The sequence below is a fragment of the Actinokineospora spheciospongiae genome (assembly GCF_000564855.1).
GTDB lineage: Bacteria > Actinomycetota > Actinomycetes > Mycobacteriales > Pseudonocardiaceae > Actinokineospora > Actinokineospora spheciospongiae.
Genome location: NZ_AYXG01000230.1, coordinates 26,248 through 50,909, shown reverse-complemented (window position 1 = coordinate 50,909; position 24,662 = coordinate 26,248). Strand labels below are relative to the sequence as shown.

Annotated in this window: 22 protein-coding genes and 1 pseudogene; 9 read left to right on the top strand and 14 right to left on the bottom strand. The window is 73.8% G+C overall.

Going from position 1 to position 24,662, the window contains the following annotated elements; all coding sequences use genetic code 11:
• Positions 1–141: 141 nt before the first annotated feature.
• On the bottom strand, positions 142–1,644 hold the full coding sequence (locus UO65_RS29600) for a glutamate--cysteine ligase family protein (RefSeq protein WP_035289083.1): 1,503 nt from the start codon (positions 1,642–1,644) through the stop codon (positions 142–144).
• 154 nt (positions 1,645–1,798) lie between these two features.
• Between UO65_RS29600 and UO65_RS29595 the strand changes: the two genes are divergently transcribed.
• The 3 genes from UO65_RS29595 to UO65_RS29585 all read left to right on the top strand — a co-directional run bounded on the left by UO65_RS29595 (position 1,799) and on the right by UO65_RS29585 (position 4,316).
• A complete protein-coding gene (locus UO65_RS29595) occupies positions 1,799–2,605 on the top strand; it encodes a TrmH family RNA methyltransferase (protein WP_035289081.1) in 807 nt (268 codons plus the stop codon).
• Entirely contained in the window at positions 2,602–3,195 is a 594-nt protein-coding gene (locus tag UO65_RS29590; protein WP_411431387.1) for a DUF2537 domain-containing protein, read from the top strand. Before UO65_RS29595 ends, UO65_RS29590 begins: the two co-directional genes overlap by 4 nt.
• 485 nt (positions 3,196–3,680) lie before the next feature.
• The gene (locus UO65_RS29585) at positions 3,681–4,316 is read left to right on the top strand and encodes a superoxide dismutase (RefSeq protein WP_035289075.1); all 636 of its coding nucleotides are present in this window, start codon (positions 3,681–3,683) and stop codon (positions 4,314–4,316) included.
• Between the two features lie 236 nt (positions 4,317–4,552).
• Here the strand turns inward: UO65_RS29585 and UO65_RS29580 are convergent, their stop codons facing one another.
• From UO65_RS29580 to UO65_RS29570, 3 genes are all read right to left on the bottom strand, one after another.
• Entirely contained in the window at positions 4,553–5,800 is a 1,248-nt protein-coding gene (locus tag UO65_RS29580) for an MFS transporter (protein WP_035289145.1), read from the bottom strand.
• 192 nt (positions 5,801–5,992) lie between these two features.
• Entirely contained in the window at positions 5,993–6,427 is a 435-nt protein-coding gene (locus tag UO65_RS29575; protein ID WP_035289073.1) for a MarR family winged helix-turn-helix transcriptional regulator, read from the bottom strand.
• 107 nt (positions 6,428–6,534) lie between these two features.
• Positions 6,535–8,148 (bottom strand): NCS2 family permease, encoded by a 1,614-nt coding sequence (locus UO65_RS29570; RefSeq protein WP_084176373.1) that lies wholly within the window; start codon positions 8,146–8,148, stop codon positions 6,535–6,537.
• A gap of 17 nt (positions 8,149–8,165) precedes the next feature.
• Between UO65_RS29570 and UO65_RS29565 the strand changes: the two genes are divergently transcribed.
• On the top strand, positions 8,166–8,450 hold the full coding sequence (locus UO65_RS29565; RefSeq protein ID WP_052021967.1) for a DUF2530 domain-containing protein: 285 nt from the start codon (positions 8,166–8,168) through the stop codon (positions 8,448–8,450).
• 10 nt (positions 8,451–8,460) lie between these two features.
• Here the strand turns inward: UO65_RS29565 and UO65_RS29560 are convergent, their stop codons facing one another.
• Together UO65_RS29560 and UO65_RS38870 are read right to left on the bottom strand one after the other, a co-directional pair.
• Positions 8,461–11,406, bottom strand: coding sequence for a sacsin N-terminal ATP-binding-like domain-containing protein (locus UO65_RS29560; RefSeq protein WP_035289070.1), 2,946 nt, complete (start codon positions 11,404–11,406; stop codon positions 8,461–8,463).
• Positions 11,403–12,917, bottom strand: coding sequence for a DUF3027 domain-containing protein (locus UO65_RS38870; protein WP_063936041.1), 1,515 nt, complete (start codon positions 12,915–12,917; stop codon positions 11,403–11,405). The genes UO65_RS29560 and UO65_RS38870 overlap by 4 nt, the downstream gene beginning before the upstream one ends.
• 58 nt (positions 12,918–12,975) lie before the next feature.
• Between UO65_RS38870 and UO65_RS29550 the strand changes: the two genes are divergently transcribed.
• Genes UO65_RS29550 through UO65_RS33815 form a run of 3 tightly spaced genes read left to right on the top strand, consistent with a single transcriptional unit; the run spans position 12,976 to position 16,461 of the window.
• Entirely contained in the window at positions 12,976–13,776 is an 801-nt protein-coding gene (locus UO65_RS29550) for a glutaminyl-peptide cyclotransferase (protein WP_052021965.1), read from the top strand.
• A gap of 50 nt (positions 13,777–13,826) precedes the next feature.
• Positions 13,827–15,992 carry an MFS transporter gene (locus tag UO65_RS29540; protein ID WP_152552338.1) on the top strand — a complete coding sequence of 722 codons (2,166 nt, stop codon included), beginning with the start codon at positions 13,827–13,829 and terminating at the stop codon, positions 15,990–15,992.
• 10 nt (positions 15,993–16,002) lie between these two features.
• Positions 16,003–16,461 (top strand): DUF2771 family protein, encoded by a 459-nt coding sequence (locus UO65_RS33815; protein WP_052021963.1) that lies wholly within the window; start codon positions 16,003–16,005, stop codon positions 16,459–16,461.
• A gap of 3 nt (positions 16,462–16,464) precedes the next feature.
• Here the strand turns inward: UO65_RS33815 and UO65_RS29530 are convergent, their stop codons facing one another.
• Entirely contained in the window at positions 16,465–16,851 is a 387-nt protein-coding gene (locus UO65_RS29530; protein WP_035289067.1) for a cold-shock protein, read from the bottom strand.
• Positions 16,852–17,054: 203 nt separating this feature from the next.
• Here UO65_RS29530 and UO65_RS29525 point away from each other — a divergent pair, with 203 nt between their 5' ends.
• Complete coding sequence (locus UO65_RS29525; RefSeq protein WP_035289065.1) at positions 17,055–17,264, top strand: hypothetical protein; 210 nt, start codon at positions 17,055–17,057, stop codon at positions 17,262–17,264.
• Here UO65_RS29525 and UO65_RS29520 read toward each other — a convergent pair.
• The 3 genes from UO65_RS29520 to UO65_RS29510 all read right to left on the bottom strand — a co-directional run bounded on the left by UO65_RS29520 (position 17,208) and on the right by UO65_RS29510 (position 20,254).
• Positions 17,208–17,864, bottom strand: a complete 657-nt coding sequence (locus UO65_RS29520; protein WP_052021961.1) for an HAD family hydrolase — start codon at positions 17,862–17,864, stop codon at positions 17,208–17,210. The two genes, UO65_RS29525 and UO65_RS29520, sit on opposite strands and share 57 nt — an antisense overlap.
• Positions 17,861–18,475 (bottom strand): TetR/AcrR family transcriptional regulator, encoded by a 615-nt coding sequence (locus UO65_RS29515; RefSeq protein WP_035289062.1) that lies wholly within the window; start codon positions 18,473–18,475, stop codon positions 17,861–17,863. Before UO65_RS29515 ends, UO65_RS29520 begins: the two co-directional genes overlap by 4 nt.
• Before the next feature lie 138 nt (positions 18,476–18,613).
• Entirely contained in the window at positions 18,614–20,254 is a 1,641-nt protein-coding gene (locus UO65_RS29510; protein WP_035289059.1) for an AMP-binding protein, read from the bottom strand.
• A gap of 94 nt (positions 20,255–20,348) precedes the next feature.
• On the opposite strand from UO65_RS29510, the gene UO65_RS29505 reads away from it, so the two are divergent.
• Positions 20,349–20,753 (top strand): YccF domain-containing protein, encoded by a 405-nt coding sequence (locus tag UO65_RS29505; protein WP_035289056.1) that lies wholly within the window; start codon positions 20,349–20,351, stop codon positions 20,751–20,753.
• Positions 20,754–21,109: 356 nt separating this feature from the next.
• On the opposite strand, the pseudogene UO65_RS29500 reads toward UO65_RS29505, so the two are convergent.
• From UO65_RS29500 to UO65_RS29485, 4 genes and pseudogenes are all read right to left on the bottom strand, one after another.
• Positions 21,110–21,913 (bottom strand): annotated as a pseudogene (locus tag UO65_RS29500) (metallophosphoesterase family protein); the annotation flags it as partial.
• 66 nt (positions 21,914–21,979) lie between these two features.
• Positions 21,980–22,765 carry an HAD-IIA family hydrolase gene (locus tag UO65_RS29495; RefSeq protein ID WP_052021959.1) on the bottom strand — a complete coding sequence of 262 codons (786 nt, stop codon included), beginning with the start codon at positions 22,763–22,765 and terminating at the stop codon, positions 21,980–21,982.
• Positions 22,766–22,775: 10 nt separating this feature from the next.
• Positions 22,776–23,873, bottom strand: coding sequence for a sulfate/molybdate ABC transporter ATP-binding protein (locus UO65_RS29490; RefSeq protein WP_052021957.1), 1,098 nt, complete (start codon positions 23,871–23,873; stop codon positions 22,776–22,778).
• Entirely contained in the window at positions 23,870–24,634 is a 765-nt protein-coding gene (locus tag UO65_RS29485; protein ID WP_052021970.1) for an ABC transporter permease, read from the bottom strand. Before UO65_RS29485 ends, UO65_RS29490 begins: the two co-directional genes overlap by 4 nt.
• Positions 24,635–24,662 lie beyond the last annotated feature (28 nt).

Below are 24,662 nucleotides of genomic sequence, written 5' to 3'. Positions count from 1 at the left end.
CATAGGGGCCCCGGCCAAACACATCCACCCAGCCGGGCACACCCACCAAACCCCAGCGCTTTGCAGGAGACGGCCAAGCCGAGCACATCCACCCACCCGGGCACACCCAACAAAAGACCGGCGCTTGAGCCGAAGCACGGCCTACAGGTCCACCGCCCAGGTGTGCACGGGCATGCCGGTGGCGCTCAGTTCCATGTACCGGCCCAGCATCCCGGTCAGCGCCTTGTCCCGGTCCAGGCCCCGGCCCTCCAGCGCGGCCACCGCGGCGCGCTGCCAGGAGGAGCCGGTGCGCCGGGTGAGGCACCGCTGCTCGATCACGCCCAGGTACCGGTCGGCGACGCGGGCGGAGACCCCCAGCTCGGCCAGGCCCGCGTGGGCCATGGGCAGCAGCCTGCGCAGCACCAGTTCCTCCGGTGGCACCCAGCCGATGCCCGGCCAGTACAGCCGGGCGTCGAACCCGTGCCGCGCCCCGGCCGAGAGGTTCTCCTCGGCGGCCTGGAACGACATCTGGGTCCACACGGGACGGTCCGGGGAGGTGAGCGCCCGCTGTGCGCCGTAGAAGAACGCGGCGTTGGCCAGCAGGTCCACCACGGTCGGGCCCGACGGCAGCACCCGGTTCTCCACCCGCAGGTGCGGGCCGGTGGGGCCCACGTCGTACACCGGGCGGTTCCAGCGCCAGATGGTGCCGTTGTGCAACCGCATCTCGGCGAGCCTGGGCGCCCGCCCGGCCTCCAGCGCTTCGATCGGGTCCTCGTCGTCGACCTCGGGCAGGAGGCCGGGGAAGTAGCGGGCGTTCTCCTCGAACAGGTCGAAGATCGAGGTGATCCACCGCTCGCCGAACCACACCCGGGGGCGGACGCCCTGGTTCTTCAGCTCGTCTGGGCGGGTGTCGGTGGACTGGAGGAACAGCGGGATGCGCGTTTCGTGCCACAGCGCCTTGCGCAGCAGGAACGGTGAGTTCGCGCCGATCGCCACCTGCACCCCGGCCAGGCACTGCGCCGCGTTCCAGTTCGCGGCGAAGTCGTCGGGGGCGACCTGCAGGTGCAGTTGGGTGGAGGTGCAGGCCGACTCGACGAGGATCGAGTCGTGCAGGCTGCGCAGGCGTTCTGAGGAGCCCTGGCCGGGCATCGGGCTGCCGTCCATCGACAGGCGCACGTTCTCGCCTCGGGCAGCGACGATGCGGTCGTTGAGGCGGCGGTAGCGCACGTTCGACGACAGCCACCTGGGGTCGAAGTGCTCGGCGCGCAGCGTCGGCAGGCTGCCGATCATCACCAGCGAGGCGCCGGTGTCGGCGGCCTTGCGCTCGGCCAGGTCCAGTTTCGCGACCAGGTCGTCCTCCAGGCCGCGCAGCTCGTCGCCCGCCAGCGGGCGCGGGTCGACGTTCAACTCCAGGTTGTGCTGGCCCAGTTCCGGGGTGAACGCCGGGTCGTCGATCTTCTCCAGCACCACGCGGTTGAGCATCGCGGGCTGCCGGTCGCGGTCGACCAGGCTGAACTCGATCTCCAGGCCCATGGTGGGCGGTGCGACGGCGAACGCGTCGTCGGTGAGCATCCGGCGCAGGGCGTCGAGGCCCAGTCGGACTTTGCGGCGGTAGCGCTCGTGGTCCTCCCGGGTAGCGCCATCGGTCCTCACGTCCTGGCCCATATTGCCCTCCCCGTCCCGCCGGGAGACCAACGTTCGCATGTGCGGCCGGGACCTGTCAGCGGCCAAATCAGTGCACTGGGTCATCAATTAATCACACTCGGCAATTGTCCTGTCACCCCCCGGAGCCAGCGCCGCGGCATGGGAGACTGCCCGGGTGGCGCAGGTGATCGAGGTGGACGACCCGGCGGATGCGCGGCTCGACGACTTCCGGGACCTGTCGACCGCCGACCGCCGACCGGACCGGCCGGGTGGGCGCGGGCTGGTGCTCGCGGAGGGGGTCGTGGTCGTGCAGCGGCTGCTGGCCTCCCGCTACCCGGTGCGCGCCCTGCTCGGCGTGCGCCGCCGGGTCGAGGCGCTGGCCGGTGAACTCGCCGACCTGGACGCGCCCGCCTACGTGGCCACCGCGGAGGTCATGGCCGAGGTGGTCGGCTTCCACCTCAACCGCGGTGTGCTGGCCGCCGCCGACCGCGCCGCCCCACCCGACCTGGCCGGGCTGACCGCCACCGCGCGCACCCTGGCCGTGCTGGAGGGCGTGGGCGACCACGAGAACCTGGGCGCGCTGTTCCGCAACGCCGCCGCCCTCGGCGTCGACGGTGTGCTGCTGGGTCCGGGGTGCAGCGACCCGCTGTACCGGCGCAGCGTCCGGGTGTCGATGGGGCACGTGCTCGCGGTGCCGTTCGCGCCGCTGGAGCCGTGGCCGGACGGGTTGCAGTGGTTGCGGGACAGGGGTTTCCGGGTGCTGGCCCTCACCCCGCGCGCCGACTCGGAACCGCTGTCGGCGGTCGAGCCGGGGCAGAGGGTGGCGCTGCTGCTCGGCTCGGAGGGCCCCGGGCTGACCGACGAGGCGATCGCGGCGGCCGACGCGGCGGTGCGGATTCCGATGGCGCGCGGCGTCGACTCGCTCAACGTGGCCACGGCCGGGGCGGTCGCCTTCCACGCGCTCGGCCGGGAGTGGACGTGACCGAAGGGAGACCGGTGGAGCTGCGGGTCAGGAACGAGCGCCCGGTGCTGGTCGGCACCGACGGCACGGGCAACCGGGAGGTCGACCCGGACACGCTGCCGCTCGGCGGCGAGCTGGCGGGCGCCCTGCGCGAGTGGGCCAAGGTCGCCGCCGCCGTCGACCGGGGTGACGCGGACGCCGCCGCCGACCTGGTCTCCCGGCGCGGGGCGCAGCTCGCGGCCCGGGTCGCGGACGCGCTGGGTCGGCCGGTCGAGTACGCGGACCCGGTCACCGGCGAGGTCGTCGTGGTCGAGCCCAGCCCGCCGCCGACCGCCGCCGAGCGCCCGGCCGAACCCACGCCGTGGTCCACCGGCCTGACCGTGGCCGCGTTCGTGCTGGTGGTGACGGTCATCGCGGTGGTGTCGCTGGCGAGCACCCTGCACGAGACGAACCCGCTGCTGGCCCTGGTGTCCAACGTGGTGATCAGCGCGGGGCTGCTGCCCTCGATCTGGCTGGCCCGCCGGGTCGCGGTCTGGCGCTGGGTGGCCGCCGGGGTGGCGGGCGGCATCGTGCTGAGCTGGCTGGCGCTGCCGTTCATCCTCTTCGGCTGACCCCCGGTCACCCGACCGTCTTCCATCCGACCGTCCACCCGCTCGGTCGGGCATCCGCTCGGCCGCCCACCTTCCCGGCCGGGTGCCCGCCTGACCGTTGACCCGCTCGGCCATCGATCTGCCTGCCGGGCATCCGCTCGGCCGTCCACCTGCCTCGCCGATCATCGACCTGGCTGGGCAAGCGCTTGCCTGGTCGAGCGCCCGATCTCCCGTGCGCCCTGGCCGGTCGCCCGAGTCGTGGCCTGGCCGCCGGCCCCCGGTTTCCACGCTACCGGCGGGGGCTGACGGTTCTGGGATGTTCGCGGGGGTTGTGCACAGGTCTCGTCGGGGTTGTCCACAGGGGCATGAGGTGCCCCGGGTCCATCCGCGCGGTGGGTGGGATGGGTCACCAGGGGTCGTCCACACGGTGGGCTGGTGGGCACGGCGATGTTGTTGCCAGTATCTTGCAGTTGGAACTTACTGGCGATAAGAAGTGAGGAACGCGCGTGGCCCCCTACGCCCTGCCGGACCTGGACTACGACTACGGGCAGCTCGAGCCGGTGATCATCGGGGAGATCAACGAGCTGCACCACAGCAAGCACCACGCCGCCTACGTCAAGGGTGCGAACGACACCCTGGACAAGATCGCCGAGGCCCGGGAGAAGGGGGACTTCGGCTCGATCGTGGGGCTGGAGACGACCCTGGCGTTCAACCTCGCCGGGCACTCGCTGCACATCCAGTGGTGGAAGAACCTGAGCCCGGACGGTGGCGACAAGCCGGTCGGCGAGCTGGCGGCGGCCGTCGACGAGCACTTCGGGTCGTTCGACGGGCTGCGCAAGCAGCTCAACGCGGTGGCGGGGACCATCCAGGGCTCCGGCTGGGGCGTGCTCGCCTGGGACCCGGTCGGCGAGCGGCTGATCACCCAGCAGCTCAGGGACCACCACTCGAACCTGTCGATCGTCACCACCCCGCTGCTGGCGTTCGACATCTGGGAGCACGCGTACTACCTGCAGTACAAGAACGCGAAGACCGACTACATCGAGAAGCTGTGGAACATCGTCGACTGGACGGACGTCTCCGCGCGGTTCGAGCAGGCCAGGGCGGGCGCGAACGGGCTCCAGGCCCCCACGCCCGGGCAGTAGCGGCCACCAGGCCCGGCGGGGATGCTCCGACAAGCCCCCTGCCGTGGATAGGAACGAGGCCCCACTCCCGGACGCTTGGGAGTGGGGCCTCGCTGTTCCCGAACTGACTGCCGCGCTCCCACCACGAAGCGGACAAGACTTAGGTTAGCCTTACTTCACTACGAGCGCAAGACCCGGTTCCGAAAAACCGCGGGCCGCCACCCGATCAGGTGACGGCCCGCAGGTCGGACGGGAGTTCAGCCGCGGCGCAGGATGCGCAGGCCGCGCACCCGGGCGGGCAGCTTGACCCCGCCCCGGCGCAGCAGCACCAGGCCGCAGACCAGAGCCGCGCCCGCCGCGACGGCGCCGCCGACGAAGAACGGCGAGCGACCGCCCCAGGTGTCGGCCAGCCAGCCGGTCATCGGGGCGCCGATGGGGTTGCCGCCGACGAAGACCAGCATGTACAGGCCCATGACCCGGCCGCGCATCTCCGGGGAGACCGCGAGCTGCACGGTGGCGTTCGCCGTGGTCATGAACGTCATCACCGCGAAGCCGACCGGCACCAGGGCCAGGGCGAAGGTCAGGTAGCTGGGCATCAGACCGGCCACCACCTCCAGCACCCCGAACCCGAACGCGGCCACCAGCAGCAACCGGGTCCGGGGCCTGCCCCGGCCGGAGCGGCGGGCCGCCACCAGCGCGCCCGCCAGCGTGCCCACGGCCAGGGTCGTCGACAGCAGGCCGTAGCCCGCGGCGTCGCGCTGGAACACGTTCGCCGCGACCACCGCGAGGCTGACGAAGAAGGTCATGCCGAAGGTGCTGACGAAGAACACCAGCACCATCACCGTCATCAGGTCCGGCCTGCCCCACACGTACCGCAGGCCCGCGCGGAGCTGCCCCTTGGCCCGGTCGAGCCGAGGGCCGCGGATCAGCTTCGCCGGGTCCATCATGACCAGCCCGACGATGACGGCGACGGTGAAGACCGCGTTGCCCAGGAACAGCCAGCCGGTGCCGACCAAGGTGATCATCACGCCCGCGATGGCCGGGCCGATGATCCGGGCCAGGTTGAAGCTGGTGGAGTTCAGCGCGACCGCGTTGGTCACCTGGTCGCGGCCGACGATCTCCACCACGAACGACTGCCGGGTGGGCACCTCCACCGCGGAGAACGCGCCGAGCACGAAGCACAGCACGTAGACGTGCCACACCTGCACCACGCCGGTGACGTCGAGCAGGCCCAGCACCAGCGCGCTGGTGGCGATGCCCGCCTGCAACCCGATGAGCAGCTTGCGCTTGTCGAGCCGGTCGGCGAGCACACCCGCCCACAGCGAGAACATCAGCGTCGGCAGGAACTGCAGCGCCGCGGCGATGCCCAGGGCCACCGGGTTGTTGTCGGTGAGCACCAGGACCAGCCAGTCCTGCGCGATCCGCTGCATCCAGGTGCCCACGTTGGACACGACCTGCCCGGAGGCGAACAGCCGGTAGTTGCGCACCCGCAGCGAGGAGAACATGCCGACCCTGCCGTCCGCCTCCCCGGTGGGCGCGGCGGCGGTGGTGTCGGCGCTGTCCGCGACCACCTCGGCGGTCCGGTCGTTCTCGGGTGGGGGGTTTGCGGGCGGGGACGCTGCCGAGGGCTGCGCGAGGTCCTGGACGATGTCGTTGGTCGGTCGCTGCTCTCGGGTGTCACCCGCGTAGGCCCGCATCTAGTTCTTGTTCCCCGCCATCCTGTCGATGATCTCGGCGGCCCGGTGGAGGATCTCCCGCTCACCCGGGTCGAGTTCGGCCAACCTCCGGTCCAGCCACGCCTCGCGCGCCGAGATGTCGGTGCGGACGTGGCCCAGTCCACTGTCGGTGAGCGCCACGATCGCCTGGCGCCCGTCGTTCGGGTTCGGCCGCCTGCTCAGGTGGCCCAACTCCTCCAGGGCGGCGATCACCCTGGTCATCGAGGGCGGTCGCACGCCCTCGTTCGCGGCCAGTTCCCCCGGGGACATCGGCCCGCACTTGTAGAGGCACGAAAGCGCCGACAACTGCGTCAGCGTCAGGTCCTCGTTCGCCCGCTGCGCCCGGAGCCTGCGGTTGAGCCGCACCACCGCCAGCCGCAACCGGCTGGTGAGGCCCTCGTCCGCGGTCTCCGACACGATCGTTAGCTTACCTCAGCAATTAAATCGCCTCCAGCCATTCACGCACACGTCACACCGGCCCCCGGACCAGGCAGTCCGGGGGCCGGTGCGGCGTGCGCGGGGTGTCAGGCGTTGAGGGCGGCCTCGATCGGCCCGATGGCGAAGTAGACGACGAAGGCCACCGCCACGAACCACATCAGCGGGTGCACCCGGCGGGACTTGCCGGTGACGACCCGCAACAGCACGAAGGTGATGAACCCGGCGCCGATGCCGTTGGCGATCGAGTAGGTGAACGGCATGACGACGATGGTCAGGAACGCGGGCAGCGCGATGGTGAAGTCGCTGAAGTCGATCTCGGCGACCTGGGCCATCATCATCGCCCCGACCACCACCAGCGCCGGGGCCGCCGCCTCGATCGGCACCACCTGGTAGAGCGGGGTCAGGAACATCGCGGCGAGGAACAGTAGCCCGGTCACCACGTTGGCCAACCCGGTCCGCGCACCCTCGGCGATCCCGGCCGCCGACTCGATGTAGACCGTGTTCGAACTCGACGACGCCACCCCGCCCGCGACCGCGCCGACGCCGTCGACGAACAGCGCCCGGTTCGTGTTCGGCAACTGGCCGTCCGCGTCGACCAGGCCCGCCTCCTTGCCCAGCCCGGTCATGGTGCCGATGGTGTCGAAGAAGTCGGTCAGCACCAGGGTGAACACGAGCAGGGCCGCGGTCAGCGCCGGAATCCGCCCCCACGCCCCGAACGACACCTCACCGAGCAGGGACAGGTCCGGCAGCGAGAGGATGTCCTCCGGCAGCCCCGGGTAGCCCAGGTTCCAGCCCTTCGGGTTGACCCCCGCCGACGGCCCCGCGTGCACGACCGCCTCCAGCACGATGGCGAACACCGTCGTCGCGAGCACCCCGATCAGGATCGCGCCGCGCACCCTCTTGGCCACCAGGACGCCCATCAGCACCAGGCCCACCACGAACACCAGCGTCGGCCAGGACGCGATGGACCCGTTGATGCCCAGTCCCACCGGGACGGTCGTGCCCGCCGCGTCCGGCAGCCGCCGCACGAACCCGGCGTCGACCAGCCCGATGATCGTGATGAACAGCCCGATCCCCACCGCGATCGCGCTCTTGAGCGGGCCGGGGACGGCGTCGAAGACCGCCTTGCGCACCCCGGTGAGCACCAGGAGCAGCACCACGAGCCCGTTGACCACCACCAGCCCCATGGCCTCGGCCCACGACATCTGCGGCGCGATGGTCACGGCGACGAGCGTGTTGATCCCCAGCCCGGCCGCCAGCGCGAACGGCGCGTTCGCCACCATCCCGAACAGGATCGTCATCACCCCCGCGACCAGCGCGGTGACCGCCGCGACCTGCCCGACCGGCAGGACGTCGCCGAACAGGTCCCTGTGCGCCCCCGGGTCGTCGGCGGAGAAGCTGCCCAGGATCAGCGGGTTCAGCACCACGATGTAGGCCATGGTCACGAACGTGACGATCCCGCCGCGGACCTCCCGGCCGATGGTCGAGTTCCGGTCGCTGATCTTGAAGAACCGGTCGACCGCGGACCGCTGCCCGCCGCGCCCGCGCTCCGGCGCGCCCTGGTGGCCGCTCGTCTCCGAGCGGTCGGGTGCCGCGGCCGGGCGGGCGGGGTCCGCGGCGCCCGGGGTGGGCGGTGCGGTCTCGCGGGCGGGATCGGGACCGGGCCCGTCGGTCGCCTCGGACTTCGGGTCGGTGGCCATGGCGTAGCCTCCCGGGTGTGGCCGGAACGGCGGAGAACCAGAACGGGGAGCCCCTGCGCCCCCCACCCCCGCTGCCGCGGCGGTTGCTGGCACTGGCCCCCGTCGTCTACGTCGGCACCGGCGGGTGGATTGTGGTGGCGGTGGCCCTGGCCGTCGCGCGGTACGCGTTCGACCGGACCCCGCCGATCTGGCTGTGGACCGCACTGTCCGGTGTGGCACTGGGGATAGTAGGGGCAGGCATCATGCTGTGGCAGCAGCGCGCGGCCGAGCGGGGCTCCCGGACCGCCCAGAAGGTCGACTGAGGCCCCCGGCTCAGGTCAGGTAGTGCGCGGGCTCCTCGATGAGGGCCGTCAGCAGGTGCCGCTCCGACCACCGGTCGGTCGTCCACGCCAGAGCCCTGGCCAGCGCCTCCGGCGTGTCCGCGCAGTGCGGCACCCCGTCGGCCACCCACCACGACACCACGTGGTCGCCACCGGAGGTCCGGACCACCAGCTTGTCGTGGACCACCGCGTTGCCCTCGGGCGGTTCGACCCCGAGGAGTTCGCACGCGGCGGCGACCGCGCCGAGTTCCGACCACGGCACCGGTTCCCCGGCGGAGACGACGTCCGCGCCGACCACGTCGGTGGCCAGTTCCAGGTCCAGCAGTTCGGCCAGCGGCTCCGCGAGGGTGAAGTCGGGGCCAGCCGAGACGACCTGGTCCTCGTCCAGTACCGCCAGCAGCCACGGGGCGTCCAGGACCACGCAGTCCGCCGCGACCGTGCCCGCCAGGGTGCGGGTGTTCTCCGGCGGGCGGACGTCGGCGGGGTCGAACAGGTCCTCGGCCACCGCCTCGGCGAGGGCGGCGTGGGTGCGCAGGACGGCCCCGGGGTGCACGCCCCGGTCGGGGTCGCCCAGGCGGATCAGCAGGTCCTCGGCGTCGTCGGCGTCGTCGACCGCCAGCGCGGTGCGGACGCCGATGGCGGCGAGCACCCGGGGGTCGGTGCCGGTGTCGGGGACGACGTCGTAGAGGCCCGCCAGGTCCTCGGCGCCCGGCAGGCGCCAGTCGGTCGGGGGGTGTCCGGCGAGGACGGCGTTGCGGGCGATCCACCAGCCCGTGTAGCCACCGGGTTCGTGCAGGGCCCGCCAGGTGTCGGGTTCGGCGGCGAGGAGGCCCAGCGCCCGGGGCCACGCCTCGTCGGTCACCAGGTCGAGGTCGCGGACGGCGAGGACGCGGGCCGGGGGCTCCGGCCGGGCGTCCCACCACTGCGCCTCGTCGGCCAGGCCGTGGTCGGGGCCCGTGGGGGCCTCGTCGACCACCAGGGCGAACGCGTCGAGGACACCCAGGGCGGTGAGGACGTGGGCGGGCCACTCGGCGGCGACCTCCTCGGCGAGCACGCCCACCGGGGCGTCGTCGTCCAGGACGTCGAGCAGGGGGGAGCCGGGGAGGGCGAGTTCGTCGGCCCGGCGCCAGTCGCCCACCGAGTCGGGCAGGGCCAGGGCGCCCAGCCAGGGGCGCTCACCGGTGCGGACTCCCGCGTCCCGGGTGAGGCGCAGGACCACCGAGACCAGGCCCCGGGTGTCCACCCCGGATTCCACGTCGTCGAGGCTGCGCTCGACCGCGTCCTGCAGGCCGCCCGCGTCGAGCAGGTCGGCGGGGCCGCCGACGCGGGCGCCGAGGCGTTCGAGGACCGGGTGGGCGGCCTGGGCGTGCACGACGCGCAGGGCGCCGACCTCGGCGGTGGTGAGCAGTTCCAGCAGCTCCGGGTCGTCGACCATGATCGCGCCCGCCGGGCCGGGCAGGGTGCGGCCGTCGGCCAGCGGGACCGGCAGGGCGCCCAGCTCGGTGCGGACCGCGGCGTCGGTCTCCACGGCGGGGGCGAGCGCGGTGTAGAGGTCGTGCCACCACCGCGGCGGGCGGGTGGTGCCGGTGATCGACTCCACGACCTCGCCGAGGCCGCGGCGGGTGACGTCGAGGGCGGCCAGGGCGGCGGCGTGCGGCTGCGCGGAGAGGAACCCGGCGGCGACGTCGGGCAGCACCGCGGAGACCAGGTCGGCCAGCCCCGCGCCGTCGGCGTCGAGGACGTTGGCGCGGGCGGGCGGCAGCCAGCGGGGCTCCTGGTCACCGGCGGCCGGTAGCCAGGCCGCCTGGCGCAGGCGGGAGAGCAGCAGCCCGCGCAGTCGCTCGTCCACTTCGGACAGCGGGAAGCCGACCGCGGGGACCAGGGCGGTGCGGTGCTCCGGCGGGGTCATCGCCACCAGGTCCGGGTAGGCGCGAGCGGCCTCGGCGAGCACGGCGTCCGCCGCCGGACCGGGGCGCAGGCGCCGCCGCGACGGCTCGATCGGCAGCGTGGCGATCAGGCGCGCGGGCAGCGACAGGCGTTCGTCGGTGGGGGTGGGGGCGTGCAGCACGTCGTCACCGAGGGGCAGTGGAACCCCTTGCGCGTCAACGCGGACCGCCCAGCCGACCGACCACTGCGGACGCTCCTGGGCCTCGACCCCGAGCACGGCGACGACCTCGTCCGGCAGCACACCGGACACCCGGTGCACCAGCCACCCGGCGACACCGCCCGGGCCGTGCACCTCCAGCCGCGACTCCCCCGCGTCGACCCGCGACCAGGTGTCGGCACCGATCTCGATCCGGGTCAGCCCGGGGAGGGCGAGCAGCAGGTCGGCGGCCTGGGCGGCGAACCCGGCCAGCAGCGCCGAACCGTCCACACCGGAGCGCAGGGGCAGGCGCACCTCGGTGGCGAACCCTTCCGGCGGCACCTCGCCATCGGTCGGCCACACCAGGCGCAGCACCGGGACCCGGCCACCGCGCCCGTCGGCGCGGGACGCCAGGTCCGGGTGGCCGGCGAGCTGGGCGCGGGTGCGCTCGGCGGAGAAGGCGACCCCGCCGCCCGCGGTGACCACCCTCGGCGCGTCGGTGACCGCGAGCACCGCGGCGAACCCGACCCCGAACTGACCGACCCCCTGCGACGGCCGCTTGGCCGAGGCGCGCAACGACGCCAGCGCGGTGACGCCGTCGGCGTCGAGGGGGCGACCGGTGTTGGCGGCGCGCAGCTCACCGTCGACGAGCGCCAACCGCAGCGTGCCGCCGCCGTCCGCGGCGTCGGCGGCGTTCTGGGCCAGCTCGACGAGCAGGCGGTCGCGGTACCCGCCGAGGTACAGGTCCTCCTCGGCGTTGGCGTCCTCGCGGAAGCGGGTCGGCGACGAGGACCACGCCGTCAGCACGGACGTGCGCAGGGCCTCGGTGCCGAACGGGTCGGGGGTGGCGCTCACCCGCGGTCGTCGGGCTCGGGCTGACCGGACCCGTCCGCGGACACCTCACCCTGCGCCACCGCGGCCACGGCCTGATCGATGGAGGAGTCGGGGGCCGGTGCTGTTTCGGAGGCTGCTTCCGGGGCCACGGCGGCGGCCGGGTCGACCGGCCCGTCCCCGGGGGCGGGCTCGGTGGAACCGGTGGGCGCCCCCGCCGCGCGGTCGTCGACGGCGGAAGCCGGGTCGACGACCGGTTCGGCCGGGATGGGGTCCAGGGCGTCGACCGCGATGGCGTGGTCGGGGGTGGCCGGCTCGGCCGCGGCCACGTCGGTGGGCCCGGCCTGCTCGCCGGACTGCTCGGCGATGGCGGGATCGGCTGCGGTCGCGAGAACGCCCGCCGGATCGGCGACCACGCCGGTGGGCGCGGGAGCCTGCTCGGCGGTGGTCGTACCGGTCCCGGAGGACTCGGGCGCGGAAGCGGCGGCGACGACCGGGTCCCCGGCGGAGACGGGGGCCTCGGTCGAACCGACGGCGGGGGCCTGCTCGGCCACAGCCGGGTCGGCTGCGGTGGCGGGAGCCTGCTCGGCGGTGGTGCCGGGCGGCTGGACGGTGGCGGTGGGGGTGGTGTCGGCGGCGTCGAGGACGGCTTCGGCCTCGGGGGACAGCTCGGCGGGGCCGTCGGTGGCCTCGGCGGGGGCCGCCTCGTCGACGGCGGGGACCTCGGCGACCTCGGCGAGCTGCTCGCCGTCGGGGACCTCGCTGTCGGGGGCCCCGGTGCGCGGGGTGATCTCCACGTCGAGGGTGGAGTCGTCGTACATGAGTTCGGCGACGAGGACCGGGGAGACCTGCTCAACCTCGGCCTCGGAGTGGGCACCGCAGCCGTACTCGGCGTGCACCACCCGGCCGTCGGCGGGGGCGATCTCGTTGGCGCAGACGCCGAAGGCGGCACCGAGGGAGCCGGCGACCGGGGCGTAGAAGCCGCAGGTGCCGCAGTGCGCGGGGGCGCCGCGGGCCATGTCGGCGCCGGGGCCGAAGTCGCCGGTCTTCCAGCGGTCGGCGGCGTCGAGCCTGCCCTCGCGGGACAGGACGCGGGGGCGGCCGAGGCCGACCTCGACGGCCAGGGCCTCGATCGCCGGGTCGTCGGAGGCGGCGTGGCCGGGGACCAAGCGGTCGTCGTCCGGGGCGGTGGGCAGCAGGTCGCCGACGCCCATGTCGCCGGGGCGGACCCGCTCGTGCCAGGGCACCCACTGCGGGGCGACCATGGCGTCCGGGCCGGGCAGCAGCACGACCTCGCTGACGGTGACCTCGGTGCCGGGCCCGCCGTTGGCGACCGTGACCGCCCAGCGCCAGCCCAGGTAACCGGGCAGCTCCGCCTCGAACAGGTGGGTGGCGGCCGCGGCGTCCTCGGGCGCCACGGCGACGTGCTCGCCCACGTCAGCCCCGGCCTGTTCCCTGGCGGCGGCGCGCGCGATCCCGACCGCGGCGATCAGCGCGGGGTCGGTGTCGGCTTCTGGTGCTCGCGTCGAGGTCATCACGGGTGATTGTGCCCCACGCCCCGAACGCCGCGGACAGCCGTGCCAGGCTGGGCGGGTGTCCCCTCGCCAGACCGCCCTCGCCGCGCTGCTGCTGACCGCGGTGACCGCCTGCTCCACCCCCGCCCCGACCCCGCCCCCGGCCCCCGCCGCGACCGGCTCGGCGCGGCTGTCGGCGCAGGTGGTGCAGCGGCTGCCGCACGACCCGTCGGCGTTCACCCAGGGCCTGGAGATCGCCGACGGCACCCTCTACGAGGGCACCGGGCTGGCCGGGAAGTCGGAGATCCGGGCGACCGACCCGCAGACCGGGGCCGTGACGAGCCGGGCGCCGGTGGCCGGGGACCTGTTCGGCGAGGGCATCACCGTGGTCGACGACCGCATCTGGCAGCTCACCTGGACCGATGGCGTGGCCATCGAGCGCGACCGGGCCACGCTGGCCGAGCGCCGCCGGGTGGCCTACGCCGGGGAGGGCTGGGGCCTGTGCCACGACGGCGGCAGGCTGGTCATGAGCGACGGGTCCGACGCGCTGACCTTCCGCGACCCGCTGACCTTCGCCGAGACCGGCCGGGTCGCCGTCCGCGACGCCGACGGCGCCCCGGTGCGGCAGCTCAACGAGCTGGAGTGCGTCGGCGGGCAGGTCTGGGCCAACGTGTGGCAGACCGATCGGGTCGTGCGGATCGACCCGGCGACCGGGCGGGTGACCGGGGTGGCCGAACTCACCGGGTTGCTGACCGAGACCGAGCGCCGGGGCACCGACGTGCTGAACGGGATCGCCGCGATCCCCGGCACCGACGAGTTCCTGGTCACCGGGAAGCTGTGGCCCGCCATGTTCCGAATCCGGTTCGCCCCCGCCGGGTGACGTCCCCGACCTGCCCGTCCTCCTGCTGAGCAGGGGTCCGGTACGGCAGGATGGGTGCTGTGTTCCGCTCGGGCTCCGATGACAACCCCGCCGACCGCCGGTCCCGCAAGGGGCGCCGGGGGTGGGGCTTCGCCGCGCAGCCCGAGGGCCAGGGGTCCGCGGAGCGCGAGCCTGCGCCGGAACCGCCGCGCCGGGGACCCGTCGGCTGGGCCGAGCGCCCCCGCCGGGCCACCCGACCGCTGGACGACCCCGGCGAACCGCAGTTCGAGACCTACGGCGACCTCCAGCGCCGCGGCCGGGGGAACCTGCCGCCACTGGACGACCGCCACCACGGCGACACCCGCCGCACCGACTCCTACGGCCACCCGCACGGCACCCCGCCGCCGCGCGACGACCGCGGCGAGCGGTTCTCCGACCGCTACCGCCGCCCCGACGACCGCGACCTCCACCGCGACGACCGCCACCCGGACGACCGCCGCACCGACCGCTTCGCCGACCGCCGCGACCGGCACGACGACCGGCACGGCCACGGCGGCCACGACGGCTACGGCTACGACGGCGGTGGCCACGGCGACCGCAGCGGAAGCCGGTACGACAGCCGCCACGACGAGCCCCACCGCGAAGACCGCCACCGGGGCGACCAGTACCGGGACCGCAGGCCGGACGATCGCGGCAGGCACGACCGGTACCCCGACGACCGGCACGACCGCGACCACCCCCACCGCGACGACCCCCACCGTGACGACCACCGCCGCCCGACCGACCCGGTCGCGGGCGCTCCCGGCGACCGACCCGGCGCCCCCCAGTACCCGAAGAAGCTGACCGTCACCCGGGTCGCGGCGCTGCGCGGCAGGCAGCTCACCACCCAGGCCGTGGCCGCGTTCCGCAAGGCCGCCAACGCCGACGGCGCGGACAAGTCCGGCCTGACCGCCCTCACCTACGCCACCATGCTCAACTACGCCAGCGACGCGGCGATGGCGGTGGCCCTGGCGAACACCCTGTTCTTCTCCGCCGCCAGCGGGGAGAGCAAGGGCAAGGTCGCGCTCTACCTGCTGATCACGGTGGCCCCGTTCGCGCTGGTGGCGCCGGTGATCGGCCCGCTGCTCGACCGGTTGCAGCGCGGCCGGCGGCTGGCGATGTGCGCGGTGTCGCTCGGGCAGGCGCTGATGTGCGTGGTCATGGCGCTGCACTTCAACGACTGGCTGCTCTACCCGGCGGCGCTGGGCAAGATGGTGCTGTCCAAGTCGTTCACCGTGCTCAAGGCGGCGATCACCCCCAGGGTGCTGCCACCGGAGATCACCCTGGCCAAGACCAACGCCCGGCTGACCGTGTTCGGCCTGGCCGCGGGCGGGGTGTTCGGCGCGGTCGCGGCGGGCCTGGCAAACCTGTTCGACTCCCCCGGCGCGCTGTGGTTCACCGTGGTCGTCTGCGTGGTGGGCGGGGTGCAGGCGCTGCGCATCCCGGCGTGGGTGGAGGTCACCGAGGGCGAGGTGCCCGCGTCGATCAGCGCGCGCCCGGACAAGCCCAAGCGCCAACCCATGGGCAGGCACGTGGTGGTGTCGCTGTGGGGCAACGGCACCGTGCGGGTGCTGACCGGGTTCCTGATGATGTTCGCCGCGTTCGCCACCCGGGCGCAGAACGAGGCCGAGCCGTTCCAGCAGTTGCTGCTGCTCGGGTTGATCGCGGGCGCGGCGGGGGCGGGCAGCTTCCTCGGCAACGCCATCGGCGCCCGCGTCCACGTGGGCAACCCGGAGCAGGTGGTGCTGGGCTGCGTGATCGGGTCGCTGGTGTCGACGCTGGTCGCCACCGTGGTCGCCGGGATCGCCACCGCCGCGCTGGTGGGGCTGATCGGGGCGGTGGCCAGCGCGCTGGCCAAGAACAGCCTGGACGCGGTGATCCAGGACGACCTGCCGGAGGAGTCGCGGGCCTCGGCGTTCGGCCGCTCGGAGACCGTGCTGCAACTGGGCTGGGTGCTCGGCGGCGCGACCGGCGTGCTGCTGCCGCCGATCTGGTGGGTGGGGTTCCTGGTGGTCTCGGCGATGCTGGCGCTGGGCCTGGCGCAGACGGTGCTGACCCGGCGCGGCGGCTCGCTGATCCCCGGCCTCGGCGGGGAGCGCCCGGCGCGGCCGAGCCGGTCCGGTGCGCTCGACGGCGCCCGGTTCGCCCGCCGCGGCGAGGCCGTGCCCCCGCCGCAGGAGCCGCACGGGGCACCGTAGGGTCAGCGCCGTGCGTCGAGTCCTGATCGCCACCGTGGCCAGCGCCGTTGCCGTGCTGGCCGGGTGCGCCGCCCCGCAGCAGCCCGAGGTCACCTTCTACACCGACGGCCAGTCCGCCGCGACCACCCCCCGGGTCCGCTTCGACCTGGCCGAGGGCCGCGCGATCCGCGACGAGGGCGCGCTGGTGCAGCTCAAGACCCGCCAGGGCGCCCCGGTCCAGATCTCGGTGCCCGCCGAGCTGAGCGACGGCGCCTGGACGGTCTCGTTCTCCTACCTCGACGCCACCGGCAACCGGGTCGACGGGGGCAGCAAGGCGTTCTTCCCGAAGGACGAGCAGCACGCCTTCACGCTGACCCTGCCACCCGGTTCCCGGCGGCTGCTGCTGGTGTCGGTCCAGCAGATCGTGTTCCTCAACGGCATCGAACCGGTGGTCTCCGCGTACTGGGACATGGAAACCGTGGAGCGCTAGCGGTTACGGGTCGAGTTCCCGGGACACCGCGCGCATGACCTCGGCAACCCGCTTGGTGACCTTGCGGTCGGGGTAGCGGTTGCGCTGCAGGTCCGGTTGCACCGCCGATTCCAGCAGCTTGATCATGTCCTCGACCAGGCCGTGCAGCTCCTCGGCGGGCCTGCGCCGGGCCTCCACCACCGACGGCGGGGCGTCGATGAGCCGCACCGACAGCGCCTGCGGGCCGCGGCGGCCGTCGGCGACGCCGAACTCGATGCGCTGCCCGGCCTTGAGCCCGGGCACGCCGGCGGGCAGGGCGGAGGAGCGGACGTACACGTCCTCGCCCTCGTCCTGCGTGACGAACCCGAAGCCCTTCTCCGAGTCGTACCATTTGACCTTGCCGGTCGGCACTGATCTCACCGTTCCCTCGTCGTCTGGAGTCCCCCGCCTCGCGGGGGCGCACCCGGCGCCCGCACAAGACGACGCGCCCGGGGGCGTGCCCCTGGACGCGTCGCCCCAAGCGTAGGCCACACGGGGGTGCGAGGTGTTGTTCGCCTCCACACCACCCCGGCGTTACCGGACGCCGGTCCACCAGGAAGAACTATCCTGGGCCCATGACCGTTCCCGCCCGCCGCGCTGCCCGGCCCAGCCGGGTGTTCACCACCGCGCTCGTGCTGTTCGCCGTCGGCCTGCTCGCCGTGGTCGCCATCTTCGTGCTGGCCGCGGTCGACCGGCAGGCCCCGTGGCTGTGGGGCGTGTCGATGGCGCTACCGCTGGGCCTGGTGCTCGCCGTGGTGAGCACCGTCCGCACCGGTCGCCGCTAGGTACCCGTCCAGCCAGGCGGGAAACCCGGTCAGACTGTCGAGCACCACGTCGGCGCCCTCGGCGAGCAGCCGCTCGGCGGTGTACGGGCCGGTGGCCACGCCGACCGCGACCGCACCGGCGGCCTTGGCCCCGAGGACGTCGCCGCCGTGGTCGCCGACGTAGATCCCGGCCCCGTGCTCGCGCAGGGCGACCCCCTTGGCCTCGGCCCACGCCTCGCCCACGAGCGCGTCGACCTCCCAGCCGAACTGCCGCAGGTGCCGGGCGGCGTTGGGGCCGTACTTGCCGGTGACGACCAGGGTCCGGCCGCCGCGGGCCTTCACCGCGTCGAGCGCCGCCGCGGCCCCGGGCAGCGCCAGCGTCGAGGGGATGACGACGGTGGGGTAGAGCGCGCGGAAGCGGTCGATCAGCCCGGGGATGCGCTCCTCCGGTGCCTCGAACCCGCGCAGGACCATGTCCAGCGGCGGCCCCAGGTTCGCCGCGAAGTGCGCGCCGTCGAGCGGCAGCCCGCTCTCCCCGGCCAGCGCGTCCATCGCCGCGGCCATCCCGGGCCGGGCGTCGATCAGCGTCATGTCCAGGTCGAACCCGACGACCAGGCTCATCGGGCGGCGGCGACCAGGGAGTCCAGGTAGGGCCCGAACACCGCCGCCACCGACCGCGCCGTGCCCTGCGGCTGCGCCGACGGCGAGGCGGCGTGGCTCACCGCGAGGCGCACGAGGTTCTCCGAGACGAACCGCAGGTCGGCCTCGGGGATGTCGGGCCAGGTGGTCTTCAGGCACGCGGTCAGCCGCGCGGTCGCCTGCGACAGCACCGGCCCGGCCTGGTTGGTGACCAGGTTGAGCAGCCCGTCGCCACCGTCACCGGCCACGATGGCCTTCACCAGCGGCTGCTCGGCGGCGGCGGCCAGGAACACCTCGAACGCGGCCGTCACCGCGGCCTTGGGGTCGTCGGAGTTGACCCGCACCGCCTCCTCGACGGCACCGAGGAACCGGTCGGCCTCACGCAGGATGTAGGCCTGGGCGAACGCCGGGCGGGACCCGAACTCCTTGTACAGCGTCTGCCTGCTGACCCCGGCCGCGGTCGCCACGTCGGCCATGGTCAGGTCCGACCAGCCCCGGTGGCGCAGCAGCTCACCCGCCGCGTCGAACAGGGTGTCGCGCAGCAGGGCCTTGGCGGCCTCGGCGTACGGAACCCGCGCTCGGAAGGTGGTCATGGGGCCACGTTGTCACCGGGCATCCACGGTGTCAAAGAGGCCGACACCACAAACCCGATTCCCATTCATTTCTTGTCACGCGATGCCAATGCCCACGTCAGACCCTGCATCCCGGCGAGCGGGTGTGGATCACGGCGGTCAAGCGGTCTCGGCGGGGGCGTCGAGGCCGAGGATCTGCACGGCGGCGGCGCGCATCTCCACCTTGCGGACCTTGCCCGTCACCGTCATCGGGAACTCGTCGACCACGTGCACGTAGCGGGGGATCTTGTAGTGGGCCAGCTTGCCGGTGCAGAACTCGCGCACCGCCTCGGCGGTGAGCGGCCCGGCGCCGTCGCGCAGGCGGACCCAGGCCATCAACTCCTCGCCGTAGCGGGGGTCGGGGACACCGATGACCTGGGCGTCGAGGACGGCGGGGTGGGTGTAGAGAAACTCCTCGACCTCGCGCGGGTACACGTTCTCGCCGCCGCGGATCACCATGTCCTTGATGCGGCCGGTGATGTTGAGGTAGCCCTCGCCGTCCATCACCGCGAGGTCGCCGGTGTGCATCCAGCGGGCGGCGTCGACGGCCTCGGCGGTCTTGTCCGGCTGCTCCCAGTAGCCCAGCATCACCGAGTACCCGCGGGTGCACAGCTCCCCCGGCTCGCCGCGCGGCAGCGTCCGCCCGCTGTCCGGGTCGACGACCTTGACCTCCAGGTGCGGGTGCACCCGGCCCACCGTCGACACCCGGCGCTCGACGCTGTCGTCGGCGCGGGTCTGGGTGGACACCGGGGAGGTCTCGGTCATGCCGTAGCAGATGGTCACCTCGGTCATGCCCAACCGGTCGATCACCTGCTTCATCACCTCCACCGGGCACGGCGACCCGGCCATGATCCCGGTGCGCAGCGCGCTCAGGTCCAGCCCGTCGAGCCCCGGTTCGGCGAGGACGGCGATGAACATGGTCGGCACCCCGTAGAGGGAGGTGCACTTCTCCTCGGCGGTGGCGGCGAGGGTGGCCGCCGGGTCGAAGCCGGGGGCGGGGATGACCACGCACGCGCCGTGACTGGTGGCCGCCAGGTTCCCCATGACCATGCCGAAGCAGTGGTAGAAGGGCACCGGGATGCAGATGCGGTCCTGCTCGGTGTAGGAGCAGAGTTCGCCGACGAAGAAGCCGTTGTTGAGGATGTTGTGGTGGCTGAGGGTGGCGCCCTTGGGGAAACCGGTGGTGCCCGAGGTGTACTGGATGTTGATCGGGTCGTCGGCGGAGAGGGTGGCGCCGATCCCGGCCAGGGTGGCGGGATCGCCTTCGGTGGCCAGCAGGGCGTTCCACGTCTCCTGTCCGATGAGGACGACGTCTTCGAGCGCGGCGCAGTTCGGGCGGACCTCCTCGATCATCGCGGCGTAGTCGGAGGTCTTGAAGCCCTCGGCGGCGACCAGGGTGCGGATGCCCGCCTGGTTGAGGACGTACTGGAGTTCGTGGACCCGGTACGCCGGGTTGATGTTGACCAGGATCGCGCCGACCTTCGCGGTGGCGTACTGGGTGAGCACCCACTCCGCGCAGTTCGGCGCCCAGATGCCCACCCGGTCGCCCTTGCCCACCCCGAGGCCCAGCAGGCCGTGCGCCACGGCGTTGACGTCCCTGGCGAACTCGGCGTAGGTCCAGCGCCTGCCCGTGCCCCGGTCGACCAGCGCCTCCCGATCACCGTGGGCGGCGACCGTGCGGTCGAGGTCGGCGCCGATGGTGTCGCCGAGCAGCGGGACGTCGGAGGTGCCGGAGGCGTAGCTGGGCAGTGCGGGCGTCATCGCGGGTCTCCTCGCCGTCGGCGTGTGCTCCCCGTCACCCTAGTTCCCCGCCCGGGCCCGACGTGACTTCGAGTTTTCCTGGACACTGGGTGGTGTGCGACTGATCCTGAACTTGATCTGGCTCATCCTCTGCGGCTTCTGGATGGCCCTCGGCTACCTCGTCGCGGGCATTCTCTGCTGCATCCTGATCATCACGATCCCGTTCGGGTTGGCCTCGTTCCGCATCGCCAACTACGCGCTGTGGCCCTTCGGGCGCACGGTCGAATCGCGCCGGGACGCGGGGGCGGCCTCGCTGCTGGGGAACATCATTTGGATCATCGTCGCGGGCTGGTGGCTGGCCATCGGCCACCTGGTGACCGGGGTGGCGCTGTGCGTGACGATCATCGGCATCCCGCTGGGGATCGCGAACTTCAAGCTCATCCCGGTCAGCCTGATCCCGCTCGGCACCCGCATCGTCCCGACCCCGGACCGCTACTACCCGGCCACGTACGCCCGCTGACCCCGCCGCTACCCCTTGGCGGGGTCGGTGGCCCCGGCCCGCCCGGTGTCCACAGCGGACTCGCCGTCGGCGGGCTCGATCGGCTCGGCGCCCTCGGCCGACTCGACGGGCTCGACCGCGTCCGCTCCGGCGGTCTGCAGCGAGTCGGCGGCCTGAGCAGACTCCCCCGACTGGGCGGAATCGGGCTCGGCCTCAGCAGGCTCAGCCTCGGTGGGCTCGGGCTCGGTGGGCTCGGGCTCGGCGGGTTCAGGCTCGGTGGGCTCGGGTTCCGGCGGGGTGGCCATGGCGGCTTCCCGGGCGCGTTCGGCCTCGGCGATCGCGGCGTCGAAGTCGGCCTCGTCGGAGGCCGCCGACGACCACGGCAGCCTGACCACCAGGCACGGGCCGCCGACGAACAGGCCCGCGTCCACGCCCAGGGCCTTGCCGCCCGCGTACTCGTACGGGCCCTCGATCAGGGCCGGGGGCAGGCCGAGCTGGTCGGCGATGACGCTGTGGCCGTGGATGACCATCCGCCCGCCGTAGGCGGCGAGCAGCCGGTCGACCGCGTCCTCCCCGTGCGGGCCGCGGAAGGCGTACCTGGTGGTCATCCGGCGCCACAGCTCCCACCACTGGAACAGGTCGTCGGAGTGCAGGATCTCGCGGACCGAGGCGTTCACCGTCTCCAGGTCCTCGCCCCAGCCCAGGTACTCCAGGGTGTCGGAGTGCATCAGCAGGTCTTCGCCGACCAGGGCCACCACCGGGCGGTCGGTGAGCCAGTCGACGTGCACGGGGGTCAGGGCCTCCTGGTCCGACAGCAGGCCGCCATTCATCTCCCAGCTCCTGGCGAAGCTGCGCGGGCCGAAGTCGGACGGGACGTCGGTGTCGCCGAACCGGTGCATCCCCAGCAGCAGGATCTCGTGGTTGCCGAGGAGGGTCTGCACCTGCCCGCCCGCCGCCGCCGCTTCGGCCGAGAGGCGCATGACGAGTTCGATCACGCCGATGCCGTCCGGGCCGCGGTCGACGAAGTCGCCGAGGAACCACAGGTGGGCGGTGCCGCCGGTCCAGGTCCCGCCGGGGTCGACCAGGCCTACCTCGTGCAGTGCGGCCACCAGTTCGTCGCGGTGGCCGTGCACGTCGCCGACCACGTAGGTCTCGACGGGCTCAACAGGGTCGTGCTCCACACCACTGACGATAGGCGAGGGGTGAAACGCGTGCGCAGCGATGGTCCCCGTGGTGACCTGGGGTGTTCACCCGGTGGGAAAGGGTTCGGCCGTTCGGCCCACGAGATCGGCCACCGATTCGATCACCCGGGTGGGCCGGTAGGGGAAGCGGTCGGCGGTGTCCAGGCCGGAGATGCCGGTGAGCACCAGGATGGTGCGCAGGCCCGCCTCCAGGCCGCTGCGGACGTCGGTGTCCATCCGGTCGCCGATCATCAGGGTGTTCTCGGAGTGGGCGCCGAGCGCGCGCAGGCCCGAGCGCATCATCAGCGGGTTGGGCTTGCCCACGTAGTAGGGGGCGCGGCCGGTGGCCCGCTCGATCAGGGCGGCGACCGCGCCGGTGGCGGGCAGCGACCCCTCGCGGCTGGGGCCGGTGGCGTCGGGGTTGGTGGCGATGAACCGGGCCCCCTCCTCGACCAGGCGGATGGCGCGGGTGATCGCGGTGAAGCTGTAGGTGCGGGTCTCGCCGAGCACGACGTAGTCCGGGTCGCGGTCGGTGAGGGTGTAGCCGATCTCGTGCAGGGCGGTGGTCAGGCCCGCCTCGCCGATGACGTACGCCGAGCCGTGCGGGCGCTGGCTGTCGAGGAAGCGGGCGGTGGCCAGCGCGGAGGTCCAGATGGACCGCTCGGGCACGTCGAGGCCAGTGCGCAGCAGGCGGGCGCGCAGGTCGCGCGGGGTGTAGATGGAGTTGTTGGTCAGCACCAGGAAGGGGTTGCCCTGGGCGGTCAGCTCGGCGATCAACTCGGCCGCGCCGGGGATGGGGTGCTCCTCGTGCACCAGCACGCCGTCCATGTCCATCAGGTACGTCCAGACCATGGCGCAGACGCTACCCAGCCGCGGCGGTCCCGGCCGGGTGGACGGCGACGGCGGCGGCCTTGACGCTGAGGTGGACGGGGGTGCCGGGTTCCAGGGCCAGGTCGGCGACGGCGGCGGGGGTCAGGTCGGCGGCGAGGCCGGTGACCCAGGCCGGGCCGCCGGGGGTGGCGGCGGCGCGGACCCGGACGGTGTCGCCGTGCGGTTCGAGGGCGGCGACGACGGCGGCGAAGACGTTGCGGGGGCTGCCCTGGGCTGGGCTGGTGTAGACGGCGACGTCGGCGGGGCGGAAGACGGCGACGGCCGGTTCGCCGGGCGGCCCTGCGGCGGCGGCGACCAGGGTTCCGTCGGGGGTGCGCAGGCCCGCCGGGTCGCCGGTGCCGGAGACGAGGTTGAGGCCCGCGACGCGGGCGGTGAACGCCGTGCGCGGGCGGGACAGCACCGCGCGGGTCGGGCCGTCCTCGACGACCCGACCATCGGTGAGGACCAGGACGCGGTCGGCGAGGGCCAGGGCGTCGAGCGGGTCGTGGGTGACCAGCAGCGCCGTGCGCCCGGTCGCGGCCAGCACGCGGCGGACGACCCCGCGCAGGACCGGGGTGGCGTCGACGTCGAGGGCGGCGAAGGGTTCGTCGAGCAGCAGCAGCCCCGGTTCGGCCGCGAGCGCCCTGGCCAGGGCCACCCGCTGCGCCTGGCCGCCGGAGAGCGCGGCGGGTTTGCGGTCGGCGAACTCCGCGGCGCCCACCTCGGCCAGCCAGTGCCGGGCCACCTCGTCCGCCCGCCCGCGCCGCGCCCCGGTGGCGCGGGGGCCGAAGGCGACGTTCGCCAGGGCGGTCAGGTGCGGGAACAGCAGCGCGTCCTGTGCCAGCAGCCCGACGCCGCGCCGGGCCGGGGGCAGCCGGACGCCGGTGGCGGTGTCGGTCAGCACCCGGTCGTCGACGGTGACGCGGCCGTGGTCGGGCAGCAGCAGCCCGGCGAGGACGTCGAGCAGCGTGGACTTGCCGGAGCCGTTGGGGCCGAGGACGGCGACGACCTCCCCGGCCGCCACCTCGACCGCGACGTCCAGGGTGAACCGGTCCCGCGCCACCCGCACCCGCGCGGACAGCCCGCTCACCGCTGCCCCCGCAGCGCGCGCGGCCGGGCCACGGCGATCACCGCGACGGCCACGACCACCAGCAGCAGCGACAGCGCCACCGCACCGTCCACATCGGTCTCGGCGAGCAGGTAGACCTGCAACGGAAGGGTTCGCGTGACCCCCTCCAGCGAGCCGGCGAAGGTGATCGTGGCGCCGAACTCCCCCAGCGCGCGGGCGAACGAGAGCACCAGGCCGGAGCCCAGGGCGGGCAGCACCAGCGGCACGGTCACCCGCCGGAACACCGTCCACGGCCGCGCCCCGAGCGTCGCCGCGACCGCCTCGTACCGCTCCCCCGCGGTGCGCAGCGCCCCCTCCAGGCCGACGACGAGGAACGGCATCGCCACGAACACCTGGGCGATGACCACCGCGGCGGTCGTGTACGGGATGCGCACGCCCGGCAGGTGCGAGCCGAGCAGGCCGCCGCGCCCCAGCAGGTACAGCAGCGCGAGCCCGCCCACGACCGGCGGCAGCACGAGCGGCAGCAGCACCACCGCCCGCAGCACCCGCACCCCCGGCACCCGCGACCGCGCGAGCACGACGGCGAGCGGGCCGCCCAGCAGCAGGCAGAGCACTGTGGACAGTGCGGCGGTGCGCAGCGACAGGCCGAGCGCCGCCACCGCGCCGGGGCTGCTGATCCTGGCGGGCAGCGACGACAGGTCCGAGCGCGCGACGAGCCCGACCACCGGGAGCACCACCAGGGCCAGCGCGACCGCGGCGGGCACCCACAGCAGGACCGGCAGGCCGGTGCGGACCCGCCGGTCCCGGGTG

Excerpts from the sequence above, each read along its gene's own strand:
- UO65_RS29600 (WP_035289083.1), bottom strand. The coding sequence starts at position 1,644 with ATGGGCCAGGACGTGAGGACCGATGGCGCTACCCGGGAGGACCACGAG.
- UO65_RS29580 (WP_035289145.1), bottom strand. The coding sequence starts at position 5,800 with ATGTTCTCCTCGCTGCGGGTGCGCAACTACCGGCTGTTCGCCTCCGGG.
- UO65_RS29570 (WP_084176373.1), bottom strand. The coding sequence starts at position 8,148 with ATGGCCACCGACCCGAAGTCCGAGGCGACCGACGGGCCCGGTCCCGAT.
- UO65_RS38870 (WP_063936041.1), bottom strand. The coding sequence starts at position 12,917 with ATGACCTCGACGCGAGCACCAGAAGCCGACACCGACCCCGCGCTGATC.
- UO65_RS29540 (WP_152552338.1), top strand. The coding sequence starts at position 13,827 with ATGGGTGCTGTGTTCCGCTCGGGCTCCGATGACAACCCCGCCGACCGC.
- UO65_RS29525 (WP_035289065.1), top strand. The coding sequence starts at position 17,055 with ATGACCGTTCCCGCCCGCCGCGCTGCCCGGCCCAGCCGGGTGTTCACC.
- UO65_RS29520 (WP_052021961.1), bottom strand. The coding sequence starts at position 17,864 with ATGAGCCTGGTCGTCGGGTTCGACCTGGACATGACGCTGATCGACGCC.
- UO65_RS29515 (WP_035289062.1), bottom strand. The coding sequence starts at position 18,475 with ATGACCACCTTCCGAGCGCGGGTTCCGTACGCCGAGGCCGCCAAGGCC.
- UO65_RS29510 (WP_035289059.1), bottom strand. The coding sequence starts at position 20,254 with ATGACGCCCGCACTGCCCAGCTACGCCTCCGGCACCTCCGACGTCCCG.
- UO65_RS29495 (WP_052021959.1), bottom strand. The coding sequence starts at position 22,765 with ATGGTCTGGACGTACCTGATGGACATGGACGGCGTGCTGGTGCACGAG.